General features: G+C 34.6%; 22 protein-coding genes. 8 read left to right on the forward strand and 14 right to left on the reverse strand.

Annotated features, from left to right (window positions below; translation table 11 throughout):
• Nucleotides 1–349 precede the first annotated feature (349 nt).
• From LNP04_RS06795 to LNP04_RS06825, 7 genes are all read right to left on the reverse strand, one after another.
• Nucleotides 350–1,369, reverse strand: a complete 1,020-nt coding sequence (locus tag LNP04_RS06795; RefSeq protein WP_229985782.1) for a lipopolysaccharide assembly protein LapB — start codon at nucleotides 1,367–1,369, stop codon at nucleotides 350–352.
• Nucleotides 1,366–3,048 (reverse strand): APC family permease, encoded by a 1,683-nt coding sequence (locus LNP04_RS06800; RefSeq protein WP_229985783.1) that lies wholly within the window; start codon nucleotides 3,046–3,048, stop codon nucleotides 1,366–1,368. Before LNP04_RS06800 ends, LNP04_RS06795 begins: the two co-directional genes overlap by 4 nt.
• Nucleotides 3,032–5,431, reverse strand: coding sequence for a hypothetical protein (locus tag LNP04_RS06805; RefSeq protein WP_229985784.1), 2,400 nt, complete (start codon nucleotides 5,429–5,431; stop codon nucleotides 3,032–3,034). The genes LNP04_RS06800 and LNP04_RS06805 overlap by 17 nt, the downstream gene beginning before the upstream one ends.
• Nucleotides 5,428–6,165, reverse strand: coding sequence for a hypothetical protein (locus tag LNP04_RS06810; RefSeq protein WP_229985785.1), 738 nt, complete (start codon nucleotides 6,163–6,165; stop codon nucleotides 5,428–5,430). Before LNP04_RS06810 ends, LNP04_RS06805 begins: the two co-directional genes overlap by 4 nt.
• Nucleotides 6,138–7,271 carry an AAA family ATPase gene (locus tag LNP04_RS06815; RefSeq protein WP_229985786.1) on the reverse strand — a complete coding sequence of 378 codons (1,134 nt, stop codon included), beginning with the start codon at nucleotides 7,269–7,271 and terminating at the stop codon, nucleotides 6,138–6,140. Before LNP04_RS06815 ends, LNP04_RS06810 begins: the two co-directional genes overlap by 28 nt.
• Nucleotides 7,272–7,373: 102 nt before the next feature.
• Nucleotides 7,374–8,012, reverse strand: coding sequence for a hypothetical protein (locus LNP04_RS06820; RefSeq protein ID WP_229985787.1), 639 nt, complete (start codon nucleotides 8,010–8,012; stop codon nucleotides 7,374–7,376).
• A 66-nt stretch (nucleotides 8,013–8,078) separates the two neighbouring features.
• Nucleotides 8,079–8,324 carry a hypothetical protein gene (locus LNP04_RS06825; protein WP_229985788.1) on the reverse strand — a complete coding sequence of 82 codons (246 nt, stop codon included), beginning with the start codon at nucleotides 8,322–8,324 and terminating at the stop codon, nucleotides 8,079–8,081.
• 50 nt (nucleotides 8,325–8,374) lie between these two features.
• Between LNP04_RS06825 and deoD the strand changes: the two genes are divergently transcribed.
• Nucleotides 8,375–9,085, forward strand: coding sequence for a purine-nucleoside phosphorylase (deoD, locus tag LNP04_RS06830; protein WP_229985789.1), 711 nt, complete (start codon nucleotides 8,375–8,377; stop codon nucleotides 9,083–9,085).
• A gap of 55 nt (nucleotides 9,086–9,140) precedes the next feature.
• On the opposite strand, the gene LNP04_RS06835 is transcribed toward deoD, so the two are convergent.
• From LNP04_RS06835 to LNP04_RS06850, 4 genes are all read right to left on the reverse strand, one after another.
• Nucleotides 9,141–9,926 carry a TatD family hydrolase gene (locus tag LNP04_RS06835; RefSeq protein ID WP_229985790.1) on the reverse strand — a complete coding sequence of 262 codons (786 nt, stop codon included), beginning with the start codon at nucleotides 9,924–9,926 and terminating at the stop codon, nucleotides 9,141–9,143.
• Entirely contained in the window at nucleotides 9,923–10,240 is a 318-nt protein-coding gene (locus tag LNP04_RS06840) for a hypothetical protein (protein ID WP_229985791.1), read from the reverse strand. Before LNP04_RS06840 ends, LNP04_RS06835 begins: the two co-directional genes overlap by 4 nt.
• Nucleotides 10,241–10,340: 100 nt before the next feature.
• Nucleotides 10,341–10,991 (reverse strand): hypothetical protein, encoded by a 651-nt coding sequence (locus LNP04_RS06845; protein WP_229985792.1) that lies wholly within the window; start codon nucleotides 10,989–10,991, stop codon nucleotides 10,341–10,343.
• Between the two features lie 131 nt (nucleotides 10,992–11,122).
• Nucleotides 11,123–11,839: a DUF434 domain-containing protein gene (locus LNP04_RS06850; protein ID WP_229985793.1), complete on the reverse strand. Its 717-nt coding sequence runs from the start codon at nucleotides 11,837–11,839 to the stop codon at nucleotides 11,123–11,125.
• Nucleotides 11,840–12,139: 300 nt separating this feature from the next.
• Between LNP04_RS06850 and LNP04_RS06855 the strand changes: the two genes are divergently transcribed.
• From LNP04_RS06855 to LNP04_RS06870, 4 genes are all read left to right on the forward strand, one after another.
• Entirely contained in the window at nucleotides 12,140–12,370 is a 231-nt protein-coding gene (locus LNP04_RS06855) for a hypothetical protein (RefSeq protein WP_229985794.1), read from the forward strand.
• Between the two features lie 446 nt (nucleotides 12,371–12,816).
• On the forward strand, nucleotides 12,817–14,145 hold the full coding sequence (xylA, locus tag LNP04_RS06860) for a xylose isomerase (protein ID WP_229985795.1): 1,329 nt from the start codon (nucleotides 12,817–12,819) through the stop codon (nucleotides 14,143–14,145).
• A 111-nt stretch (nucleotides 14,146–14,256) separates the two neighbouring features.
• Nucleotides 14,257–15,678 (forward strand): D-xylose transporter XylE, encoded by a 1,422-nt coding sequence (xylE, locus tag LNP04_RS06865; RefSeq protein ID WP_229985796.1) that lies wholly within the window; start codon nucleotides 14,257–14,259, stop codon nucleotides 15,676–15,678.
• A 256-nt stretch (nucleotides 15,679–15,934) separates the two neighbouring features.
• On the forward strand, nucleotides 15,935–16,963 hold the full coding sequence (locus LNP04_RS06870) for a LacI family DNA-binding transcriptional regulator (protein ID WP_229985797.1): 1,029 nt from the start codon (nucleotides 15,935–15,937) through the stop codon (nucleotides 16,961–16,963).
• Between the two features lie 150 nt (nucleotides 16,964–17,113).
• Here the strand turns inward: LNP04_RS06870 and LNP04_RS06875 are convergent, their stop codons facing one another.
• Entirely contained in the window at nucleotides 17,114–17,500 is a 387-nt protein-coding gene (locus tag LNP04_RS06875; RefSeq protein ID WP_229985798.1) for a helix-turn-helix domain-containing protein, read from the reverse strand.
• Between the two features lie 128 nt (nucleotides 17,501–17,628).
• On the opposite strand from LNP04_RS06875, the gene LNP04_RS06880 reads away from it, so the two are divergent.
• Nucleotides 17,629–18,420, forward strand: coding sequence for an SDR family oxidoreductase (locus LNP04_RS06880; RefSeq protein WP_229985799.1), 792 nt, complete (start codon nucleotides 17,629–17,631; stop codon nucleotides 18,418–18,420).
• Nucleotides 18,421–18,442: 22 nt separating this feature from the next.
• Nucleotides 18,443–18,760 (forward strand): nuclear transport factor 2 family protein, encoded by a 318-nt coding sequence (locus LNP04_RS06885; RefSeq protein WP_229985800.1) that lies wholly within the window; start codon nucleotides 18,443–18,445, stop codon nucleotides 18,758–18,760.
• A gap of 277 nt (nucleotides 18,761–19,037) precedes the next feature.
• Here the strand turns inward: LNP04_RS06885 and LNP04_RS06890 are convergent, their stop codons facing one another.
• The gene (locus LNP04_RS06890; RefSeq protein ID WP_229985801.1) at nucleotides 19,038–19,454 is read right to left on the reverse strand and encodes an endonuclease domain-containing protein; all 417 of its coding nucleotides are present in this window, start codon (nucleotides 19,452–19,454) and stop codon (nucleotides 19,038–19,040) included.
• Nucleotides 19,455–19,961: 507 nt separating this feature from the next.
• Between LNP04_RS06890 and LNP04_RS06895 the strand changes: the two genes are divergently transcribed.
• On the forward strand, nucleotides 19,962–20,633 hold the full coding sequence (locus LNP04_RS06895; RefSeq protein ID WP_229985802.1) for a DUF6602 domain-containing protein: 672 nt from the start codon (nucleotides 19,962–19,964) through the stop codon (nucleotides 20,631–20,633).
• A 272-nt stretch (nucleotides 20,634–20,905) separates the two neighbouring features.
• Here LNP04_RS06895 and LNP04_RS06900 read toward each other — a convergent pair whose 3' ends face one another.
• Nucleotides 20,906–21,376, reverse strand: coding sequence for a hypothetical protein (locus LNP04_RS06900; RefSeq protein ID WP_229985803.1), 471 nt, complete (start codon nucleotides 21,374–21,376; stop codon nucleotides 20,906–20,908).
• Between the last annotated feature and the right edge of the window lie 94 nt (nucleotides 21,377–21,470).

Raw genomic sequence — 21,470 nt, forward strand, 5'->3', positions numbered from 1 at the left:
CACAAAAAACGCCCCGATCATCAAGGCGTTTCTGCAGTATTTTGATTAAATTTTTACGATTTTACAGTAAATAATTTTCAAAGCAAGCACATTTCGCCTCATCTAATATCATCCATTCATATCCAAACGATCCCTTTAGTACAGGGCGATCGCATAGATTTAAACTGATATGTGCTCTTTGTATTGTCATTATTATATTGGTGCAAAGATAAATGTTTTTCTTAATAGTTGTTAATTTTGTCATTGCGAGAAGCAAAGCTAGGAAGCAATCTTGAGCATAAAATGGGTTTATTTAATTTAGATTGCTTCACCTTCGGTTCGCAATGACAGAAGCGTATTTTTTTTACTTCTAATACCTAAACATTCTATTTCGTCCTGTTTTATACCTCGAAATATCTTTTAAAATCACATCATCATCAGGATTAAAATGTTTTAATTCATTGACGATTTCGGAACGGCTGTTGATATTTTCTGCAATGATATTGTAGGCAATATTTCTTGTGGATTTTTGTAGTCGCTGATCTTTTTTAAACTCAATTTTCATGGCTTCCAAATACACTATTTTTTTATCAGGAGATGTATTTTCATATAAATACTGAATTTCCTTTTCTAGTTGACCGATTTCAGAAATATTTGCAAAATAATTTTGAAGACAATTGAATGCTTCTTTATTTTCCTTCCAGCCTTGTAAAAGTATTTGTTGGGCTTCGTTCGGTTTATCCATTTTATTTCGATATACCAAAGAGGCTTTTACCATCTGATGGCTCTGCAGATAATCATCTACTACCATTTGATAAAAGATCAATGCATTTTCAGAATCGTTAATTTCTTTGTATAAATCACCTACTTTTTCTTTTTGTTGAAGCTCTTTGTATAAAATAATCGCTTTATCATATTGTTTTGCTTTCACATAACAGTTGGCTGCATCTGCTTTGCTTAGTACTTTTTTCAAAAAAACAACTGCTGCTTCGTTATAAAAACCACCTTCCTCTAATGTTGCGGCAGCACGATAATTATCTTTTAAAAGATTCATGTAAACAATAGCCGCTTTTTTGTATTCGTTATCTTCAATGTGTTTTCTGGCTATATCTTCATATATACTTCGCAGTTTATCAAACAATGAAGTATCTATAGACAAACCACCGCCTCCATAATTTTTTGTTGGAGGAGGCTGAGGATCTTTCTCCTGATTTTGCAAAAGAACGATAAGCACAATGGCAGCTGCGGCAAAAAATATAAATTTGAACAAACTTCCTATAACAGTTGAGAGATCTGTTTGAGATAATTGTGCAAAAATCGCAATCAATTTAAAAATTACAAGAACAAAAAAGGCCGTCAAAAACTTTTCTATAAACTTTTGCTTTTTCATTTCTTTCCTGATTTTAAAATATCCATATCTTCACTGAATAAACGGTAAAGAAGAACCAATACGCCAATAATTAATATCCAAACCAGCCAATTGTATCCGAAAGCGGCAATCAAAGGATAAAAAATATACAGCAAGGTACTTCCCAATATAACAATCAAGATTAGTTTAATACTTTCCGAAACATAACTTCCTCCCATATCAAACGGCTTTTTCCTGATAAAGTAAGAATACACGCCCACAAGACCTACAACGGCAAGCAACAGCCAAACAATTTCGGAAAAGGAAATCTCTTTTTTAACATGAGCATCCTCTGTTGCTTTTAAAGCATCGTTTTGCAGATTATCATTAAAGACGATTTGAGGATCAGTTTCATGGTTTGTGCCATAAATCCTTGCAAGAGAATCACTGATCGTTGTTTTTCTCATTTCCAGAATATCATCAGCTAGAAGTTTTTTAGATATTTTAGACATCTTGTTTGAAGGGTCTTTCTGAATAGAATCCAGAATTTTTTTATGGTAATTTTTTGTTTTAAGATCTACTACATATTCAATTTTTTTCAGGTACATTTTTTTTAATGAATCTCTGAATTTCTTTTCTTTGGCTCTGTATTCTTGAATTTTCCAAAGCATTGCTTCTTTTCCTCCTTCGCTATTGAACGTTTGTTTATAATCATTAACCAACCAGCGTCTTTCATTTCCAAATACAGAATCAACCTTCATATCGATAGCGGTAAAACCGGATTGAAAAATCAGCCCATCGTTATTTTCTGTCTCTGGAGCCGTTTCAACAGTGTTCTCGTTATATAAATCTGTAGAAACCTGTTCTTTTGATGCCTGCTCTTTACCAAATTCAAAAGCGAAAATAATCACTACAATAAGTGCTAGGAAAACGGCAAACATCTTTTGTGCCCCTGTCATTTTCAATGGTGATCTTTCATTTTGCGCTCCATCACCTTTCTCACCTCCGGCACCACCAAACATCCCCCAATCGAAATTCCCAAAACCGCCTCGCAATGTAGAATGAATATCCAATGGAATTCCTAAATAAACTGCCCGCTCAGGATACTTTGTAATGTATTCTATATATTTCAGAATCTCAGCCTGATCTCCAGCTTTTAGCTTTTCCAAATCGAATGGCAGATTTTTCATCCAATCTTCATCTGTTGTAGGATTGAGAAGCTGCTCCAGCAATTCATCATCATTCATATCCACTTTAAAACTTCTGATTCTTTGTGGAATGAAAACACTATTCGATGGCTTTTTTAATTTTGCTTCTGTTATTGGCGATTCCTGTAATAATGTTACCCAATCTATTGTTTCATTTAATTTAACTAATCCGAAATCAGGATGCATGATGATGTATTGAGCTTCAATATTTCTCCAGTCTTCTGAATTTATTTTTGGATAAAAATCGGTGTTTTCAGGAATGAACAATTGATTATCAAAACATTGAAAATAAGAATTCTTTCCAATTTCTTCAGGAGCTTGACCTCCAAAAATAAGAAAGAAGCCATACAAAATATTCGGTTCAAGAGAAGGAATAGCAAAGGTCTGTACAACGTTAAGATCAATTCCCAATGATTCTATTTCACGAAACCATATCAAAGGTGAAGCACTTCTGATGAGAAGGCCTCTTTTGGGATAACTGTTTTTCGGAAAAGGTTTAATCTTCAACTCCATACTCCAATACTTGATCTATAAAAGGTTGTAAGTAAGCTTCGTACATTTCTGCAATCGTTTTTACTTTCAGCAGCGTATGATCTGGCAGGTAATATTCATAGCCTCCAAACTCCGCCTCAGAAGCTAAAGCCATCCCAGTATGCCTTGAAGTCGGCACATAAAATTCGGGAATATTGGCATTAATACTTCTGAAAGTAAGCATTCCGCGAGAGTCTGCAATAATTTCGCTTCCGTCTGAAAAAGTGAACTTATTTTTATTCTGATTGGCAACCATCACAATGGGAGATTGGTTTTTATACTGCGCCATTGAACTTCCCCAAAACTTTAATTCATATTTAGAAATCACCAAATTATTATTATCATTAATTCCAATCGTGGTAAAGTTGCTGGTAAATTTATAATTGTTCTGCTTTAATTTATCGACTTCAATCTTTAATTTTTCTATATTTTTATGAATTTCAGGATCATTTTTCACCAAATCTACAGATACTTCACCTTCAAGATTAATCATAAAAATTGTAGGTAAATTATTTTGATGCAAATAAAAATATCTGTCGAAATAGACCAATTCCATATTTAACGGAATATCAAAACCGGAAACATTAAGCTCGGAATATTCTTTAGTTTCAATATTCAGTTTTGAAATGAGTTTTTTATCCTGTTGATATTGACATAAAATAAACTGTTGCTGTTTATTTTTAGCCAAAGCAAATATTCCTCTGTCTTTCACAGATATATTTTCAAACAAAACCTCGCAGCCACGAAGAATTTTATAAATTTCATAATAATCTCTATTGTAATAATTATCTGAAAGATATGTTCTCAGCAATTGCTTTTTACTGCTTAAAATAAAAAATTCTCCTTCATACATAAACTTTGCAATCTGTTGCTGCGGAAGCGGGAAAAGTAAAGGATAATTGAGAGGAACATCTGTTTTTTCACCTTTAATATTCTGGCTCACTGAACTTTTACTTTTTCGGTGCGGCGGATCTGCCCAAAGTTCCTTCAGTGGAAGTATAATCTTTTGAATGTGCTTTCTTGCTCCTAGATGGTGTTTATAAAAATTCAGTTCGCCATCTGCCGACGTGGTTACCAAAAACTTCAGTCGGTTTCTGTTTTCATGAATCACTTTTTGCAGATTTTCATTCGCTAAATTTTCATGATTGGTGATAAAGAAAACTTCCAGATCTTTTTCTGTACGTTCTTTTTTGAAGAATAAATCTAATGCTTCCGAAACATCTAATGTTCCGCTTACCAAATTCAGATTTTCAATAACCTCTTCCACACGGTCTAATGTCATAGCAATGCTTGATTGCCCCAAAGCATACACCTTACACTCCGAATGTGCTTTCGGATGTTTGATAACAGCAAGGGCTGAAGCGAAAGACAAAACTTTCGGGGTTCCCCAGTTTTTCAGAGAAGTATCTATTAAAATAATTCTTTCAAAAACATTTTCTTCGGGCGGAATTTCACGTTGAATATATAATGCTTCATTATTCGCCACACGATTTATAAAAACCTCATCTTCATTGGCAAATTCTGACAACAGCATTCTGTGAAGATCTCCTTTGTTGGTAATATCAGAAATGCCGCCAAACGGTTGTGCGCCGGGAGAAAGATGCCGCATCGGGATTTTCAGTCCGCTCCAGATTCTTTTAATTAAGCTTCCTATCTGAAAAGTTTTAGGCTCTTCAATAAGTTCCTGAATAAAGTCTTTTTCAGATTCTGTTGTGGTTTGTTGTTCTCCTATTTCTTCTTTAATTTCCGGTTCGTCAACTAAACCACGCATGGCTTTAATAATTGATTCTGTCGTCGGAAATTTTTTGTGAATAAATGATAGCGTCTCAATATCTTTATGGTAAACATCGTTTGTCAGCGGAAGCTTATGAGCAGCATCAGCAATCTTATGAGATCCTCTGAAATAAGAGGTCAAAATGTATTCTGAGTCTTTAGCAGAAACCGAGTAACCAGAATCTTTAAAAATAGTCTGAAAAAGATTGATCCTGTTTTGCCCTTTCTTCATCGAATTCCCTATTTTACTAAGATTTCCAAGCAATTGACAGGCGTTTTGAATATCAAGATTAAAGGTACTTTTTTCCTCAGTCCTATATTTTCTCAAAAAATAAAAAACTCCATCCAGATTCAGATAGCCGTCCTGAGTTGCATACATTGTCAGAAGAAAAGCCCCAAAATGTGGAAAACCCTGCGGTTGAAGTTCTTTTAAAACTTCAATAATGTACGGTCTGTAAGCAATCGCTCCTCCTCCATGAGGAACAGAAATCAGATTATTCTCAAGATATCCCGACAAGTCACGGACATCCTTATCTGTGATCCACTCCCAGAAATAATCTTCGTATGATTGAAAATATTCTTTTACATTCATTCTCTGGCTTTTTGAGTCAAACGAAACGAGCTTACGGAGAGTTTTCGGAAATCAATTTTATCGATAGCCAAATAGCTTCCATTTTCGCTCCAGACTATTAATTTATCGGAATCTTCATTGTATTTTTTCTGTAATAATGAGCTCAGATTTTTAAATTCAAAATCAAATCCGCTTGGTAAAAGATGACCGTCTTTCATCCAAAAAGTTTTCCCCGGAAAACCTAGTAAAGGAGTTCCTAAAAATAACGCTTTGTCATCGATGATCATCCATTGCAATTTTTCAAGCTTAAATTTTGGAAGTTCAATGATTTTATCTTTAACATCATCAATTAAACATAAAAGTGCCGCTGCAGGATGTTCATTTTCTCCTTTCTTTAGATAAACTTCAATCTTTTCCTCAATTCCGAAAAAATTATTATTTGAAACAGGAAAAGTTAGCTTTAATGCCTTATCAATCGGTGACCAAAGTAAGCCTGTTCTCACTTTTTTACTTGGAACCAACGCATTTTTTCTCAATAAAAGTCCGTTTTTTAATTCATACAATATAAAATTAGGAAGCTGTCTCAATTCCGAAGAAACGGCTTGTTCAGCTGTAAAGGCTTTCAGCCAGATTACATCATCGTCTCCTGCAATCTGAATATTTTTCCAATTGCGGATCGCCCCTAAAGAATATTCATCTTTACGGGGAATCTCAGCCCAAAATTCTTTTAAGCGCTCTGAAGAATCTTCTGCCATAAGCTTTCAATTTCTTTTTGAATATACTGTTTCTGTTCTCCATTGGCGATCCAATCGCAACGGGTTTGAAGATATCTCAGTTTGTCTTTTATAACATTTTGCTCTTCGAAGCTCAAACTCCCGTTTTCCCATTGATCAAACAGTATCTTCACATCTTTCATCACTTCTTCAGGATTCGGAGTTTTGTTCTGCAATGCCTGCGGATGAGATTGTGGATTTTCATCTTTTTCAATAACTCTATTGATGATTCCTTCAAGAATTTCAATCTGTTCTTCGGTATCCCAAATATGTTTCAACACCCATAAATCTGAAAGAATGGCTTCATTTCTACCACAGATTAATGCACTTGCGGCGATCAAATTCTGCATTTTTACCGCTCTACGATCCGAAATAGTAATTCCTGTATTGCGAAGGTTGATAATGGTATTAAGATATGCTTCATAAATTGGCTTTAAATCTACAGTTTTGCATAATCCCTGAAGTTCTTTTATCTCATGAGCCAAAATTTCAGGAATGTCTGAATCTATATTGTTTTCAAGTTTTCTTCCTGCCAAAAGAACCTGCTGAAGAAGATCAGGATGTACGTAATCTACATTGATTCTTACCAAAAAGCGATCGAATAATGCATTCAAAGCTTCATCTTCGGGAAGAACATTGCTTGCGCCCACAAACATTAACGCCGGCAAATGTTTTGTTTCTTTTCCTCTTTTGAAAATCTTTTCGTTCAAAGCCATTAAAAGGGAATTCAGAATCGCCGAGTTCGCATTGAAAATTTCATCAAGAAAAACCAGCGATGCTTCCGGCATCATCCCGTCTGTATTCGTAAAAAGCTCTCCTTCTTTCAGTTTTCTGATATCGAAGGGACCGAAAATCTCGTTCGGTTCTGTGAAACGTGTTAAAAGATATTCGAAGTTTTTGCCATCTTTTAAGGTTTTTGCTAAAGTTCTTACCAAAACGGACTTTGCTGTTCCCGGAGGTCCGTACAAAAATGCATTTTCCCTTGCCAGCAAGCAGATTCCAAGTAAATCTACGACATCGTTTTTACCAACGAAAGTGTCTTTTACGTAGTTAAGAACCTTATTTAGTTTTTCAATATTTTGAGTCATTGTTTCTAATTAATTTTTAACGCAAAGAGCGCAAGATTTTTTTTAATATTGATTAGCATATTTTTTTTCGCAAGCGTTCTACTCAGCTAAGAAATACAGAAATTAGTTTTCTATTATTTTTAATTGTCTCCAGAAAACATCTTTATACCATCCGAATTCTGCGGTCAGCAAAGCGTTGATGTATGGAATTTCTGCTAGTCTGTAGACTTTATTTTCTACAATTCTTTCGAGATAAAGTTTCCTGTATGTTTTATCTTGCAGCTCTTCTTCCCAATTGAGTTTTTCTAAATCTAAATCTGCATCAATCCCGGAATAATGAAACTGTTGTAAAATATTTTCAAGAAGTGGAATCAGCGGATCATCAGCATCCAAATTTTTCAGAGCTATGATAATCTGTGGCAAAAATCTCAGTGACAAATCCGCAGATAATTTTGATGAAAGCGTAAGTTTTCCTTTAAATGTCGGAATCAACCGAGCAAGATCTTTTTCTGTATTTTCACGAACAAGATAAAGCTGCACGCTGTGATACAAAATTTTTGCTGCCCAAACTGCAGAATCTCTATCAAACGCAATCTGATCAGATAAAAATTCAAGTCTTTCTTTTTCAAATTCGGTTTCAAAATATGCTGCCGCTTCCTGCTCCTCTTTGGGAGAGATCTTTTTTACTTCTTCAAAAATAGTAATACATTCTTCTTTCCGAAGCAGAAATAAAGTGTCTAAAAATGGGGATTTCATTTCCATGATATGACAAAAATATAATTATTTTGCTGAGAATAAAATTTTAAATCAAGGATTAAGAATTAAATATTATTTCATTTGCTTTAATTTATCGAAATATTTATAATTTGGAAATAAGTTTCTGAGAATACTGATTTTGCCTTTTCCTAGCCATGATCGCAACATTTGTTTGAGCTCATTTTTCGTGTTTCGGCTGCGGCGGCAAGCCGCTGCAGCCGAAACACGAAAAATAGCGAGTGCGGAGAGCAGGAAATAGCTCCTAATTATGAGTAATTGGTCATGAATAGTTGTAATTGGTTTACTATTTTGTTTCATGCAATGCCATTTAAAAAGTTTTTATCTTTGCTGAAATTTAAAACAAAAATATGAGTGTACACATCAGTGCCAAAAAAGGAGAGATCGCAAAAGTTGTTTTGCAGCCTGGAGATCCGCTTCGTGCGCAGTATATTGCAGAAAATTTTCTTGAAAATGCAAAACTGGTAAGTAAAACGAGAGGTATTTTCTATTACACCGGAACATACAAAGGCAAAGAAATCTCTGTGGGAGCAAGCGGAATGGGTTTCCCGAGCATCGGAATTTATTCTTTCGAGTTGTACACAGAATATGAGGTTGACACGATCATCAGAATCGGAACTTGTGGCGGATATTCGAGTGATGTGAAATTATTTGACATTCTCAATGTTGAAAATGCGGCCAGCGAAAGTACATATGCGAAATACGCTTGGGGATTTGAAGAGGAAGTTATGTCTCATCAGGGAAATATTTTTGACATCATCAATGAAACGGCTGAAGAATTATCGTTAAAAGCTAAGGCAACCAACATCCACAGCAGTGATATTTTTTACAGAAAAGATCCTGCAACACCTGCAATTGCGACGAAATACAATTGTCCTGCAGTAGAAATGGAAGCTTTCGGATTGTTTGCCAACGCAAAATATTTAGGTAAAAATGCAGCGACTATTCTTACGGTTTCTGATATAATTCCGACCAAAGAATTTATTTCGGCAGACGAAAGAGAAAAAGCGTTGAAACCGATGATTGAATTGGCTTTGGAAGCTGCTTTGAAAGTAATTTAATAAGAAAGAATCGCTATAAATAAAAAGAGCTTTACTTGATCAGTAGAGCTCTTTTTTATATTCTGAAAAAATTTCTTGCGACTTCTGTAGTTTCATCTGCAACCTCTGAAATACTTATTTTTTTGAGATTTGCGATTGTCTGGGCAACATAGGATAAAAATTGCGGTTCGTTTCGGCGGTTTTGCATTCTCGGCATATTTTTCGGAAGCATAAAAGGCGCATCGGTTTCAATCATCATTCTGTCGAGCGGAACATATTTAATCACTTCTTCCAAATGTTTGAATCTGTTGGTATCGCTTATTGCTCCAGTAAATCCTAAGTAAAATCCTTTATCCAGATAATTTTTTGCTTCATTTAAAGTTCCGGTAAAACAATGAACCACGGCTTTTGGAAGTTTGGATAGATATTCGTCGGTGATTTCGTTAAATCTTTTGAAAGCTGATCTTTCGTGAAGAAAAAGAGGTTTATTTATTTCAATGGATAATTCGAGTTGGGCGCAATAACATGTTTCCTGAATGGATCTTGGTGAAAAATCTCTGTCGAAATCCAGTCCACATTCTCCGACTGAAACGACGTGGTCTTGTTTTAATAATCTCCTTAATTCATTAATACTTTCATTGTTATAAGATTTTGCGTCGTGAGGATGAATTCCGGCCGTTGAAAATAAAATTTCAGGATAATCTTCTGCGATTTCAGCTGATTCTTTGCTTCCACGGACGCTTGTTCCTGTAAGAATCATTTGTTCGACTCCATTGTCGAGAGCTCGATTGATGATTTCTTCGTGTTCGTTGTTAAATTGTTTATTGGTCAGATTAATGCCAATATCTATAAATGTGTTCATTTTTTGTTTGTTTTATTGATTAAAAAATATCTTGTTACATGTGCTCTGTTTATTGAATCTTTAAAAGATTTTTCTGAATTGAAACTTCTGTAATCAGAATCCGTTCTTCCATTAATTTCTCTTGTGATTTTAACCCAGATTAGTTTTCGATTTTTTCTTCTTTGCTTAAAAAATTTAATGGTTTCACTAAGTTGATTTTCGATTTCAGATTTTTCAGTTCTCCTCCATTTTTTATTTCCATGCTTTTTTAAATAAGGTCCGATTTTACCATATTCGAAGCTTCTGAAAGTTCCTTTGTTGTAAATATTTTTCATTTTAGCAGAAATGGAAGATGATATTCTAAAATTCGGGATCAAAATTATCAATAAGGTACGCAATCTTTTTACGCAGTATTTTTTTTATTTAATATTTACATCATTCATTAATAAAACCCTCCAAAAAGCCAATCAGATTTTTTCCACCGTGGCTCCACCGGATTCCGTGACCATTTATTTCTCTGACTTCAAAAACCAATTCGTGTTTGTAATGATAGAAAACATTCCACCATGTTTTCTGATCTAAAATAAAATTAATTTTCTCCATGACCATTTGCCTTTTTTGTTCATTATTTCCTTTTACTTCGCCCCAAAATTGGTCTTCCATTCTTCCTACATGCTTTTCCCAGGCTCTTTGTGCGATGGTAATTTCATTATTGAAAGGCTTTTCACAGGCTTCAATTAACATCTTTTTTGATGGCGGGATGGCATTTTCATCCCGCAAACTTGCCGAAGTTAGTCTTTGCCCTAAAATATTCAGCCAATATTCAAATGGAATTTCTTCTAATTCCTTGGCTTTAATTTTATCTGAATTTTGCGAATTAAAAACATCGATGAACTGATTAAAACTTTCATCTCGGTCAATTTTTATTTCCTCATTAAAAACAGGAAGACTTAAATCTAAAGTATTGTCTTTAAATTTTTGAATATTTTCACTTAAACTATTGAGGTGTTCACAAGCTAAAATCGATTGATATCTTTCTTTCCATTCATCTGAAAAGAATGTAATATAATCTTCAAATACATTCATAATTAAATTTTTCCTACTTGATTTTTAAATTAAAAAATGTTGAATTCTTAGAACACTTTCATTTCTTTTAAACACAAATTGCACGAATATTTTCACAAATATCACAATAAATTATTTGTATATTTTTTATCTCAATCAAACATTTTCACAACGTTGACTGAAAGTTTTTCTTCATTAATTAAATATCCCACAAGATTGAACCAATTTCTACAATTATCTAAAATCCAGGCATCGGAAGAAACCATTATTTCTGCATTTTCAACTAAATATTTATCCGGATTAAACTCTAATTCTACTTTCCAGTTGAGGTCATTTTCTTGAGCAAAATCTACAATCATTTCTTTAATCCTTCCGCTGTTTGAAACAGGTTTGTCGAAAATCCAGATCAGGTTTTCAGCGTGTGATTTATTGAAAAATACAGCAACCAATTCAATTGACTTTTGTGTTTGATTCACTCTTTTATAAGTTCCGTGAACGCCGGACAGATCACGAAAACAACCATCAGTTCCTTCAAAAATATAAGCCTCGGAAAGTACACTTTCCAACAAAATCAAAACATTAAAACCATCCAGATAAATCGTTTTGTTTTTTAAATCTGAAATTACCAGCTCCTTTAATTTTCTATTCTGAATCTGAAGTTTAGAAGCCGAGGCTCCTCGCAATGCCTGAATCTGACGGGCTTTTAATCGGTAATGATTTCCCACCAAATCTGACGAAGCCTTTTCAGCATAGCCCCGGTTCAGTAAATACTGCATATCCTGAAGAGCTAATTTCAGTTTGTCGCTCTGCTTTTGTGAAGAAAATAATATATCGTCGCCTGTATTTTTCCCGCAATTTCTGTTGTTCATATTCAAAAATAATATTTTCAGCTCGAATCCTGGAATTTATTTCTAAAATCTCATTTTTTACAGGAGATTAACCCATTTTGCAGATTCACTCGCCTTTTTCGGTAAAATTCTTAGAGTACAAAATACGAAAAGCAAACTACCTTATCATAAAAAATAAGATAACAAGAATTTTAAAAAACTTTGTGAAACAGGCATTTAAAATAGAGATTTATCATAAAAAATTATGAATTTAAAATAAAAATCTCATTTATATTATAAAATTATTACATTTAGTCTCTAACAAATATTAAATCAAAAAAAATGTTTACAGGGTATGATGTTGGAAGTTCTTCGCTGAAAGCTTCAATTGCTGACGAACAAGGAAAAGTAACTGCGGTAAAACCTAAGAATTCTGAATCATCATTCTTCGGAAATGATACTGAAATTCTAATGAATGACGGTTTGAGAAAACGAATCATCAAAGCAGAAGGTAAAAATTCATTCCTTTTATCTTTCTTTTGCGCAATCGATTGCATATTTGTTAGATACTGAGATGAAAATTTTTGGCACCACCGATTTAATCCGGAATGGCACGAGCAGCGGCAATGAAAGTGGCAGTGTTAGACAGGTAGAATAATATTTTAACAGCAAAAGATATTATCCCGACCTACATTCCTGATTTAAAAATATGGATCAGTACAGAAAAAGTTATGGTCATCGAAAACAAAACTTGAACAAGTGATTGATGAATCTTAGTTTATTACTACGATGAATTAGAGTTCATTTGGTATAATGACAAACTCGCAGCCCGACTTGAACGGAGCTCTTTTTCTGAAAAAAAACAATTGGAAATGCGCTGGCTTTTTCAGAAAAAAGCGGGAGTGGAAGGCGGAAAAGCTGCCATAAAAAAATAATAAATAGCTTTCGATCTATTCAAAAGCTGCCCAAATAAAAATATAGAAAATTCAAAAAATCAATAAAAATATAAAATCAAAATAATGGCAATTACGACAGGAAACAAAGAGTACTTTAAAGGAATAGAAAAAATTAAATTTGAGGGAAGAGAATCAGACAATCCGTTGGCATTCAAATTTTATGATGAGAATTTGGTGGTTCGTGGAAAAACAATGAAAGAATATTTCAAGTTTGCTTCTGCTTATTGGCACACGTTCTGCGCAACCGGTGGCGATCCGTTTGGTGCAGGAACTCAGCAATTTGATTGGTTAACAGCTTCTGATGCAAAACAAAGAGCAACAGAAAAAATGGATGCCGCTTTCGAATTTTTCACAAAATTAGGCGTTCCTTATTACTGTTTCCACGATTATGATTTGATTGATGAGGCAGATAATTTCACAGAATCTACAAAAAGATTAGAATTCATCACTGATTATGCTAAAGAAAAACAAGCTGCTTCTGGTGTAAAATTACTTTGGGGAACTTCGAACTGTTTCTCAAACCCAAGATTTATGAACGGTGCGGCAACCAATCCTTCATTTGACGTTTTGGCTTACGCTGGTGGACAGGTGAAAAATGCTTTGGATGCGACCATCAAATTAGGTGGAGAAAATTATGTATTCTGGGGCGGTCGTGAAGGTTATATGTCACTTCTAAATACGAATATGAAGCGTGAGCAGGAACATATGGCTAAGTTTTTACATTTGGCGAAAGACTACGCAAGAGCTCAGGGATTCAAAGGGACTTTCTTCATTGAGCCAAAACCGATGGAGCCTACAAAACACCAGTACGATTTTGATGCTGCTACGTGTCTGAATTTCCTTCGTCAGTATGATTTACTGAATGATTTTAAATTAAATCTTGAAGTAAACCACGCTACTTTAGCACAACACACTTTTGAGCACGAACTTCAGGTAGCTGCTGACAACAATGTCTTGGGAAGCATCGATGCGAACAGAGGAGATTACCAAAACGGTTGGGATACAGATCAGTTCCCGGTTGATTTATATGAAATGACTCAGGCGATGTTGGTGATTATTCAGGCTGGAGGTTTCCAAGGTGGAGGTGTTAATTTTGATGCTAAAATCAGAAGAAACTCTACAGATTTAGAAGACATTTTCATCGCTCACATCAGTGGAATGGACAATTTTGCAAGATCATTCTTAGCTGCTGACAAAATTTTAGAAAAATCAAAATATTCTGAGATCAGAACCAACAGATATTCTTCTTTCGACAGTGGAAAAGGTAAAGATTTCGAAAACGGAAACTTATCTTTAACTGATCTTGCCATTTACGCTCAGGGATTGGGAGAAGTTGGTAGAGAAAGCGGAAAGCAGGAATATCTTGAGAGTATTATTAATCAGTATTTATAATCTCTTTAAACACAAATGACACGAACTTATCGCACGAATTTCACAAATTCATTAGTGTTATTTGTGAAATTCGTGTTTAAATCATTTTAACAATCAAAACTAAATCAAACTATGCAAATAATAGATTCCGGTCCTAAATATTCTTCAGGAACAAAGGCGCAGATCAATATGTTGTACGTTACTGTACTCACGTTGGTCGCCACTTTGGGAGGACTTTTGTTTGGATATGACACCGCCGTGATTTCCGGAGCTGAAAAATCGATTCAGGAATATTTAATTATTCCTTTGGGATTGAGCTCATTGGCACACGGAGCGACCATTTCGAGTGCATTGATCGGATGCATCATCGGTGGCGCTATTTCCGGGATAATCTCCACAAAGCTGGGAAGAAAAAAATCATTGATGCTTTCGGCATTTATGTTCTTCATCAGTGCTTTGGGAGCGGCGTATCCTGAATTTTTATTCTTCAAACACGGCGAACATTCTATGGGTGTTTTGCTGGCATTTAATTTTTATAGGATCATTGGTGGAATCGGCGTAGGACTCGCTTCGGCGGTCTGCCCGATGTACATTGGTGAGATTGCACCTGCCGAAATACGTGGTAAACTGGTATCATTAAATCAGTTTGCCATTATTTTCGGGATGCTCGTGGTTTACTTTGTGAACTGGGGCATCGCAAGCGGACAAACCGTAGAATGGATCAACGAGATCGGATGGAGATATATGTTTTTATCTTTGACAATTCCTTCTGCCTTATTCGGAATTCTATTGTTTTTCGTTCCTGAAACACCGCGTTATCTGACGTTCATTAATAAAGATGAGGAAGCGTTGAAAATTTTAACCAAAATCAATGGTGAAGCGCGTGGGAAAGAAATTTTCTCTGAAATTAAAAGCACTGTTGTTGAGCATAAAAGTGAAATTTTCGCCTTCGGGAAAACTGTGATCGTAATTGGAATCTTGCTTTCTGTTTTCCAGCAATTTGTGGGAATTAACGTGGCTTTATACTACGCTCCAAGGATTTTTGAAAGTATGGGTGTTCACAAAGATTCATCAATGCTGCAGACCGTTGTGATGGGATTGGTGAATGTTGTTTTTACCGTCATCGCAATCTTCACAGTTGATAAATGGGGAAGAAAACCATTATTGATAGTTGGTTCAGTCGGGATGGCGATTGGAATGTTTGCGATTGCGATTTTGTCGTACTATCAAATCATCGGAACTTTAACTTTGGTATTTATCATCGTTTATACGGCTTCATTTATGATGTCATGGGGCCCGATTTGCTGGGTTTTAATCTCAGAAATTTTCCCTAACAAAATCAGAGGAAGTGCGATTGCAATTGCTGTTGCCGCTCAATGGGCAGCGAATTATTTAATTTCATCCACCTACCCTTTTATGATGGAATTCAGTGGCGCATTTACTTACGGATTTTATGGTGTGATGAGTGTTTTATCGCTGTTCTTCGTCTGGAAATGGGTACCTGAAACCAAAGGAAAATCTTTAGAGGAGATCGAAAAGGTTTGGAAAAAATAAATATACTTTAGTTTTATAATTAGTTTGTAGGGCATCGAATTTTTTCGGTGCTCTTTTTATTTTTTAGGCCTAAATATCCTTTGTTTCAAAAAGACTTTTATAATAATAAATTTTAATTAAATTTATCGCTGTAATTTGTCATTTAAAAAAGCTTAGAAAATATTCATATCTAAAATATATTTCTACGTTAAATGATTAAATTCACATCAATAATGATGAAGAAACATTCATTGTTTTAAACAATAGAAAACGAGGTATGACAAAGAAAAACGCCACTATTTATGATATTTCCAGAAAGCTAAACGTAAGTGTGGCAACGGTTTCGAGAGCATTGAATGATAACCCGAGAATAAGCCAGGCTACAAAGGATTTGGTAGTGAAAACTGCGAAGGAAATGAACTACAAACAGAATAATCTCGCCAAAGCTTTAAAAAGTGGTGAAACCAAAAATGTAGGCATCATTGTTCCTTTTGTAAACACCAATTTCTTTTCGTCTGTCATTCGTGGAATTGAGGAAGAACTCTCTGCTTATGGTTATCACGTCATTATTTGCCAAAGTCATGAAGATGTTTTAATTGAAAAAAAGCACCTCAATACCTTGTTAAACGCACAGGTGGACGGAATTTTCATGTCGGTTTCCAGAACGACAGTGGATACAGAACATATTCAGCATATTTTAAATACGACGAATACTCCAATTATTTTCTTTGACAGAAAGAAAGATATTCCGGGGATAAGTACGGTGACGGTTGATGATTACCGTGGTGGTTACATGGCAACAGAACATCTGATTGATGAAGGCTACAAGAATATCTGTCACTTTTCGGGAGACCAAAATCTTGAAATCTATCAAAACCGTCTGAACGGTTATAAACAAGCCTTAATAGATCACAACTTTCAGGTAAAGGAGGAAAACATTATCTATACCGGAAGTTCGATCGATGCCGGAATTGAAGCCATCAAAACTTTATGGGAAAGCAAATCGATTCCAGATGCGATATTTTCTGCCAGTGATTTTGCTGCTTTGGGTGCTTGTCAGGAATTAAAAAAACGAAAGATCAAAATACCTCAGGAAGTTGCTGTAATCGGTTTCTCAAATGAACCTTTTACCCAATTTATGGAACTTCCGATGAGTTCGATGGATCAGACTCCTCTCATTATGGGAAATATGGCAGGACAGGTTTTTTTGGATAATATTAAAGATAATTCTTCCGGAGTTTCTATTGAAAAGAGGGTTGTGCTTGCGCCTAAAATTTGTGTGAGGAAATCTTCGAAGAGGAAATAAATGTTTTGTTTTAACAACTTTTATATCTTAATACTTTCATAACCACCCCGTCAAAAATTCTTTCGAATTTTCGCCACCCCTCCAAGGGAGGGGAATTTTACATTTTGCAATGATACCACTATCTTACCGTAGCGACTCAACGTTCACTCCTCATTCTTCCAAGCGAAGCGACTCGCTTTCTGCGTTCAAACGTTTTAAAATAACAGTACGTAAATGCGTTTCGTTTTGATCACCCCAGATTCCCAACTGCAAAATTACCGGAATAACGCTTTTGCCCAATTCAGTAAGACTATATTCTACTTTGGGCGGCACTACAGGATAAATTTTCTTGGTAATCAATTCATGATCTTCCAGTTCTTTTAGCTGAATATTCAAAACCCTCCTTGTAGCATCAGGAATTTTGCGCTGCAATTCACTAGGTCTTTGATGTCCCTGATCGATAAACCAGAGCAGACGTATTTTCCATTTGCCGTAAAGTACCTCACCGATCAGATCGAGACCGCAATTTAGGTTCGGGATTATTTTTCTCTCATACATAAAGCAAATTTAAACGTATGTTCCGATTTGCACAATAGGGGAATAATTTATCCCTATCTGAATCGTAATTCCGTACTTGTACAAACTGTTTTTATCCCCCAATTTTGTCCTATAAACAAATTATCAAAATGGAACAATTTAATTTCAACAATGAGTTATCAGGCAAAATTGCTTTGGTAACAGGAGGTACAAAAGGAGCCGGAAAAGCTATTGCAGAAAGACTATTGAAAGCCGGGGCAACTGTTATTATTTCCGCAAGAAATGCGCCGGAAGAAGAAAACAGCAATCTGCATTTCATAGCTGCCGATTTGAGTACTGCAGAAGGAACACAGAAGGTAATCAGTGAAATAATGTCTACGTATGGCCGACTGGATATTCTGATTAACAACCTCGGCTCATCCACAACACCTGCCGGTGGTTTTAATGCATTATCAGATGAAGACTGGGAATCTACATTAAAGGCTAATTTACTTGCTCCCGTAAGACTGGACAGAGGATTTTTACCTCAAATGATTGAGAGAAAAAGTGGAGTTATTATCCACATTGCTTCCATTCAGGGTAAACTTCCTCTGTATGATTCTACTTTGCCTTACGCCGCTTCGAAAGCAGCATTGAGAAATTACAGTAAAAGTCTGTCGAATGAAGTGACTCCAGAAGGTGTTCGTGTTTTGGCTGTTTCACCGGGGTGGATCAATACGACAGCATCGAAAGACTGGCTGGGCGAAATTGCGAGAAACGCAAACAGCACTGTAGAAGAAGCGCAACAGGGCGTTATGGATGCACTGGGCGGAATTCCTTTTGGAAGACCTGCCGAACCGAAAGAGGTCGCTGAATTTGTAGGATTTCTTGTTTCGCCAAGAGCCAGCTATTTAACAGGAACCGAATATGTCATCGACGGAGGAACCGTACCAACTATTTAATAACTCAAAAAAATATAATAGTATGAACTTACCTAAAGTAATTGAAGAATTAGTTAAAAGCCAAAATGAATTTGACAGTGTAGCTTATGCAGACTGTTTCGCAGAAAATGCCCATGTATTTGATGAAGGCAAAACCCATATCGGAAAAGCAGAAATCGAAAAGTGGATCGATAAATCCAACAGAGACTATAAAGCAACGATGGATCCGGTAGCTTATGATGAAAAAGAAAATATTTTGTCGGCAAAAATTGCAGGAACATTTCCGGGAAGTCCTCTGACTTTGAAATTTCATTTTAAAATTGCTGACGGAAAAATTAAGAACCTTAAAGTAACAGGATAAAATAATCTGTCTGGACACCTAATGTTTTTCTGTAAAGGGCTGAAGTAAAATTTCAGCCTTTTGTTTTAATCTTATTAAACACTTCTCATCTTAAACTCTATCCGTTTCCAGTCTGAAACAGTAAACCGAAGGAGCGGAATTATTGTGGCGCATCAATCTGAAATTGTAATCCAAATAAAAAAAACATGGTTACATTTTCGACAAGAGACTATGTGTAGAAATTCCTCTCTTCTGGAGGGGTGGATCAATTTTCACAGAAAATTGAGACGGGGTGGTTTTAGCAGCTATAATTCTCAACAATAAAATCCTCCAAATCTTTCATTACCTTACCCAGATTATTCTTCACATCAAAATCAATAACTCTAAATATTTTCAGTCCTAAAGATTCTAAATACTTCTGCCTTACTTCATCATAATTTTTTTTAACATCATGACTCCAACCATCAATTTCAATAACCAATCCTAATTTCTTAACATAAAAATCAACGATATAATTTCCTATAATTCTTTGTCTGTCAAAATCTATCTGATGAAAACTTTTTGCCCTCACTTGCTTCCAAAAAATTACTTCACTTAAAATTCCTGCTTTTCGCTTTCCGTGTAATAATGGCTTTAATTTGGGATTGTATGGTAGATTTTCTAAGTAGTTTTCACTGATGGGAATTCCGCTGATATGGGTTAATATTTCTTTCATTATGTTGTGTTTTTTGTTTTGTGCTGTTTAAACCACCCCGTCTTCTTTCTTCGAAAAAATCCACCCCTCCGAGGGAGGGGAATTATAGTCTGTGTAAGAAAATAAGACTTTAATTCAAATTTAGAAAATGTTAGCCAAATATTCAATAAAAAGCAAAAAGTGAAAAATTCCCCTCCTCCGGAGGGGTGGCGAAAATTCGAAAGAATTTTTGACGGGGTGGTTTGTTTTCGCAGGAATGTAGAAATTGTTTTTGTTTTTCGCTGGTGCAAGCGTGGGTAATTCATTTTCATAAAATTAATGTTTAAGTTTAATTATATTTGATTAAATATTAGATTATGAAGAACTACGATTTTGTAAATGCTATTAACAATATAATTAATGATATTAACATTGCTTGTATAAGAGCTAAACAAATACATTCCGCTTCAAATATTGATGAATCTGGTAGGGAGGTAGAATCAATTATTAGAGAAAAAATCAGTCTCTTTCTTCCAGAAAGATATTTAAGTGAAACAAGGACAAATAATAGATCATTTAGGAAATGTAAGCAATCAATTTGATATAATTATTTTTGATAGATTGAGTACACCTAAATTTTTCGAAAGCATGAACGGTTCGGTTTATTATCCAATAGAAACAGTTTTGGCTGTTGGAGAGATAAAAAAAACTCTTAAGCCTAATCATTCAGTAGAATTTGCAAATAAACTAATTCACTTGAGGGACAATATGACCAATTGCTTAGTTGAAAACACAGCATATAATCAAATAGACAACATGTCAGATGTAAGAGATATACTATCTTTTAGTCTAGATCAAAAATATAAGAATCCATTGTTCACTTTTATTTTTGCTGTTGATGGCAATATTGATAAAGTTGATTCAGTTCGACCTGTACAATATTTTGCAAATGATATAGTGGTGCTAAATAGTGGATATTTAACGATTGGAACATTTAAAAACAATATAATTAAACCTTTAGCTTTCGATGATGCAGAAACTATTGATAATCTATTTATAATAAAATCAGAAAGCTCAGATATTTTATCTCGTTTTCTTGACCGATTAATTACACACTTAAATAAGTGTCAAGTCAGTCCATTAAATATAACGAAATATATTACCAAAGGTGAAGTCTTAAAAGCACATACTGACAAAATCACTATTAAAAAATTTGAATGAAATTTACCAAATAAGAAAATAATGCATGAATGTGAAACATCAATTTTATTATTTTTCCTAAAAAAAATTACGCTTAATGAAAAGTTTAATTTTACTTTTTACTTTACTATCTACTTTTACCTTCGAACAAGTAGAAAATTTTGATATAATAAATGATAAAATAAAGTGGGAGAAAATATTCTACACAAAAGATCCGATGTCGCGGATTTGCAATCCGTGACATTTTCAATTTAGAAATAAAAGAAGAAATTGAGACTTATCTCTATAAAATTCTACTTATAGCTTTCTAGTGACTGATACAATTCATTTTTTAATTCAATAATAATTCTGTTCAAATTCTCATTATCCAATTTGCATTCAATACAATCTTTTTGCAAAGAATCATCTATATACTCTGAGCATCCTCCTATTCCTGGTACTGGCAGTGTTCCATCATATTCTATTCGGATAGTTTTAAAATCAGCATTATTCTGGAGTAATTCGAATGTCAATTGATTATGAAGAACAAAGAGTTTATACTCAACTGATTTTTTCACATGTAAACCATCAAACCATTGAATCATTTTATTAACATCAGAAATAAATATACTTGTAAGCACTTCAATCTTAACCATATCTAATCTAAGACCAATATCATATGGTTCTGTTATAGTCGTTGAACCTGTCATAAGTTCCCATTCATCTCGATCAAAAAGTAATAATTTAAATTCTATTTTTTGATTATTAATTCCATTAAATATCATATATCTTACTTATAGTACAATTTCTAAATATACAAAGTTTTAGATGTATAAAAAGAAAATGCTCCCTACACAATGTAGAAAGCATTTTCAACCC

The sequence above is a fragment of the Chryseobacterium sp. C-71 genome (assembly GCF_020911865.1).
In the GTDB taxonomy this organism is placed as follows: Bacteria; Bacteroidota; Bacteroidia; order Flavobacteriales; family Weeksellaceae; genus Chryseobacterium.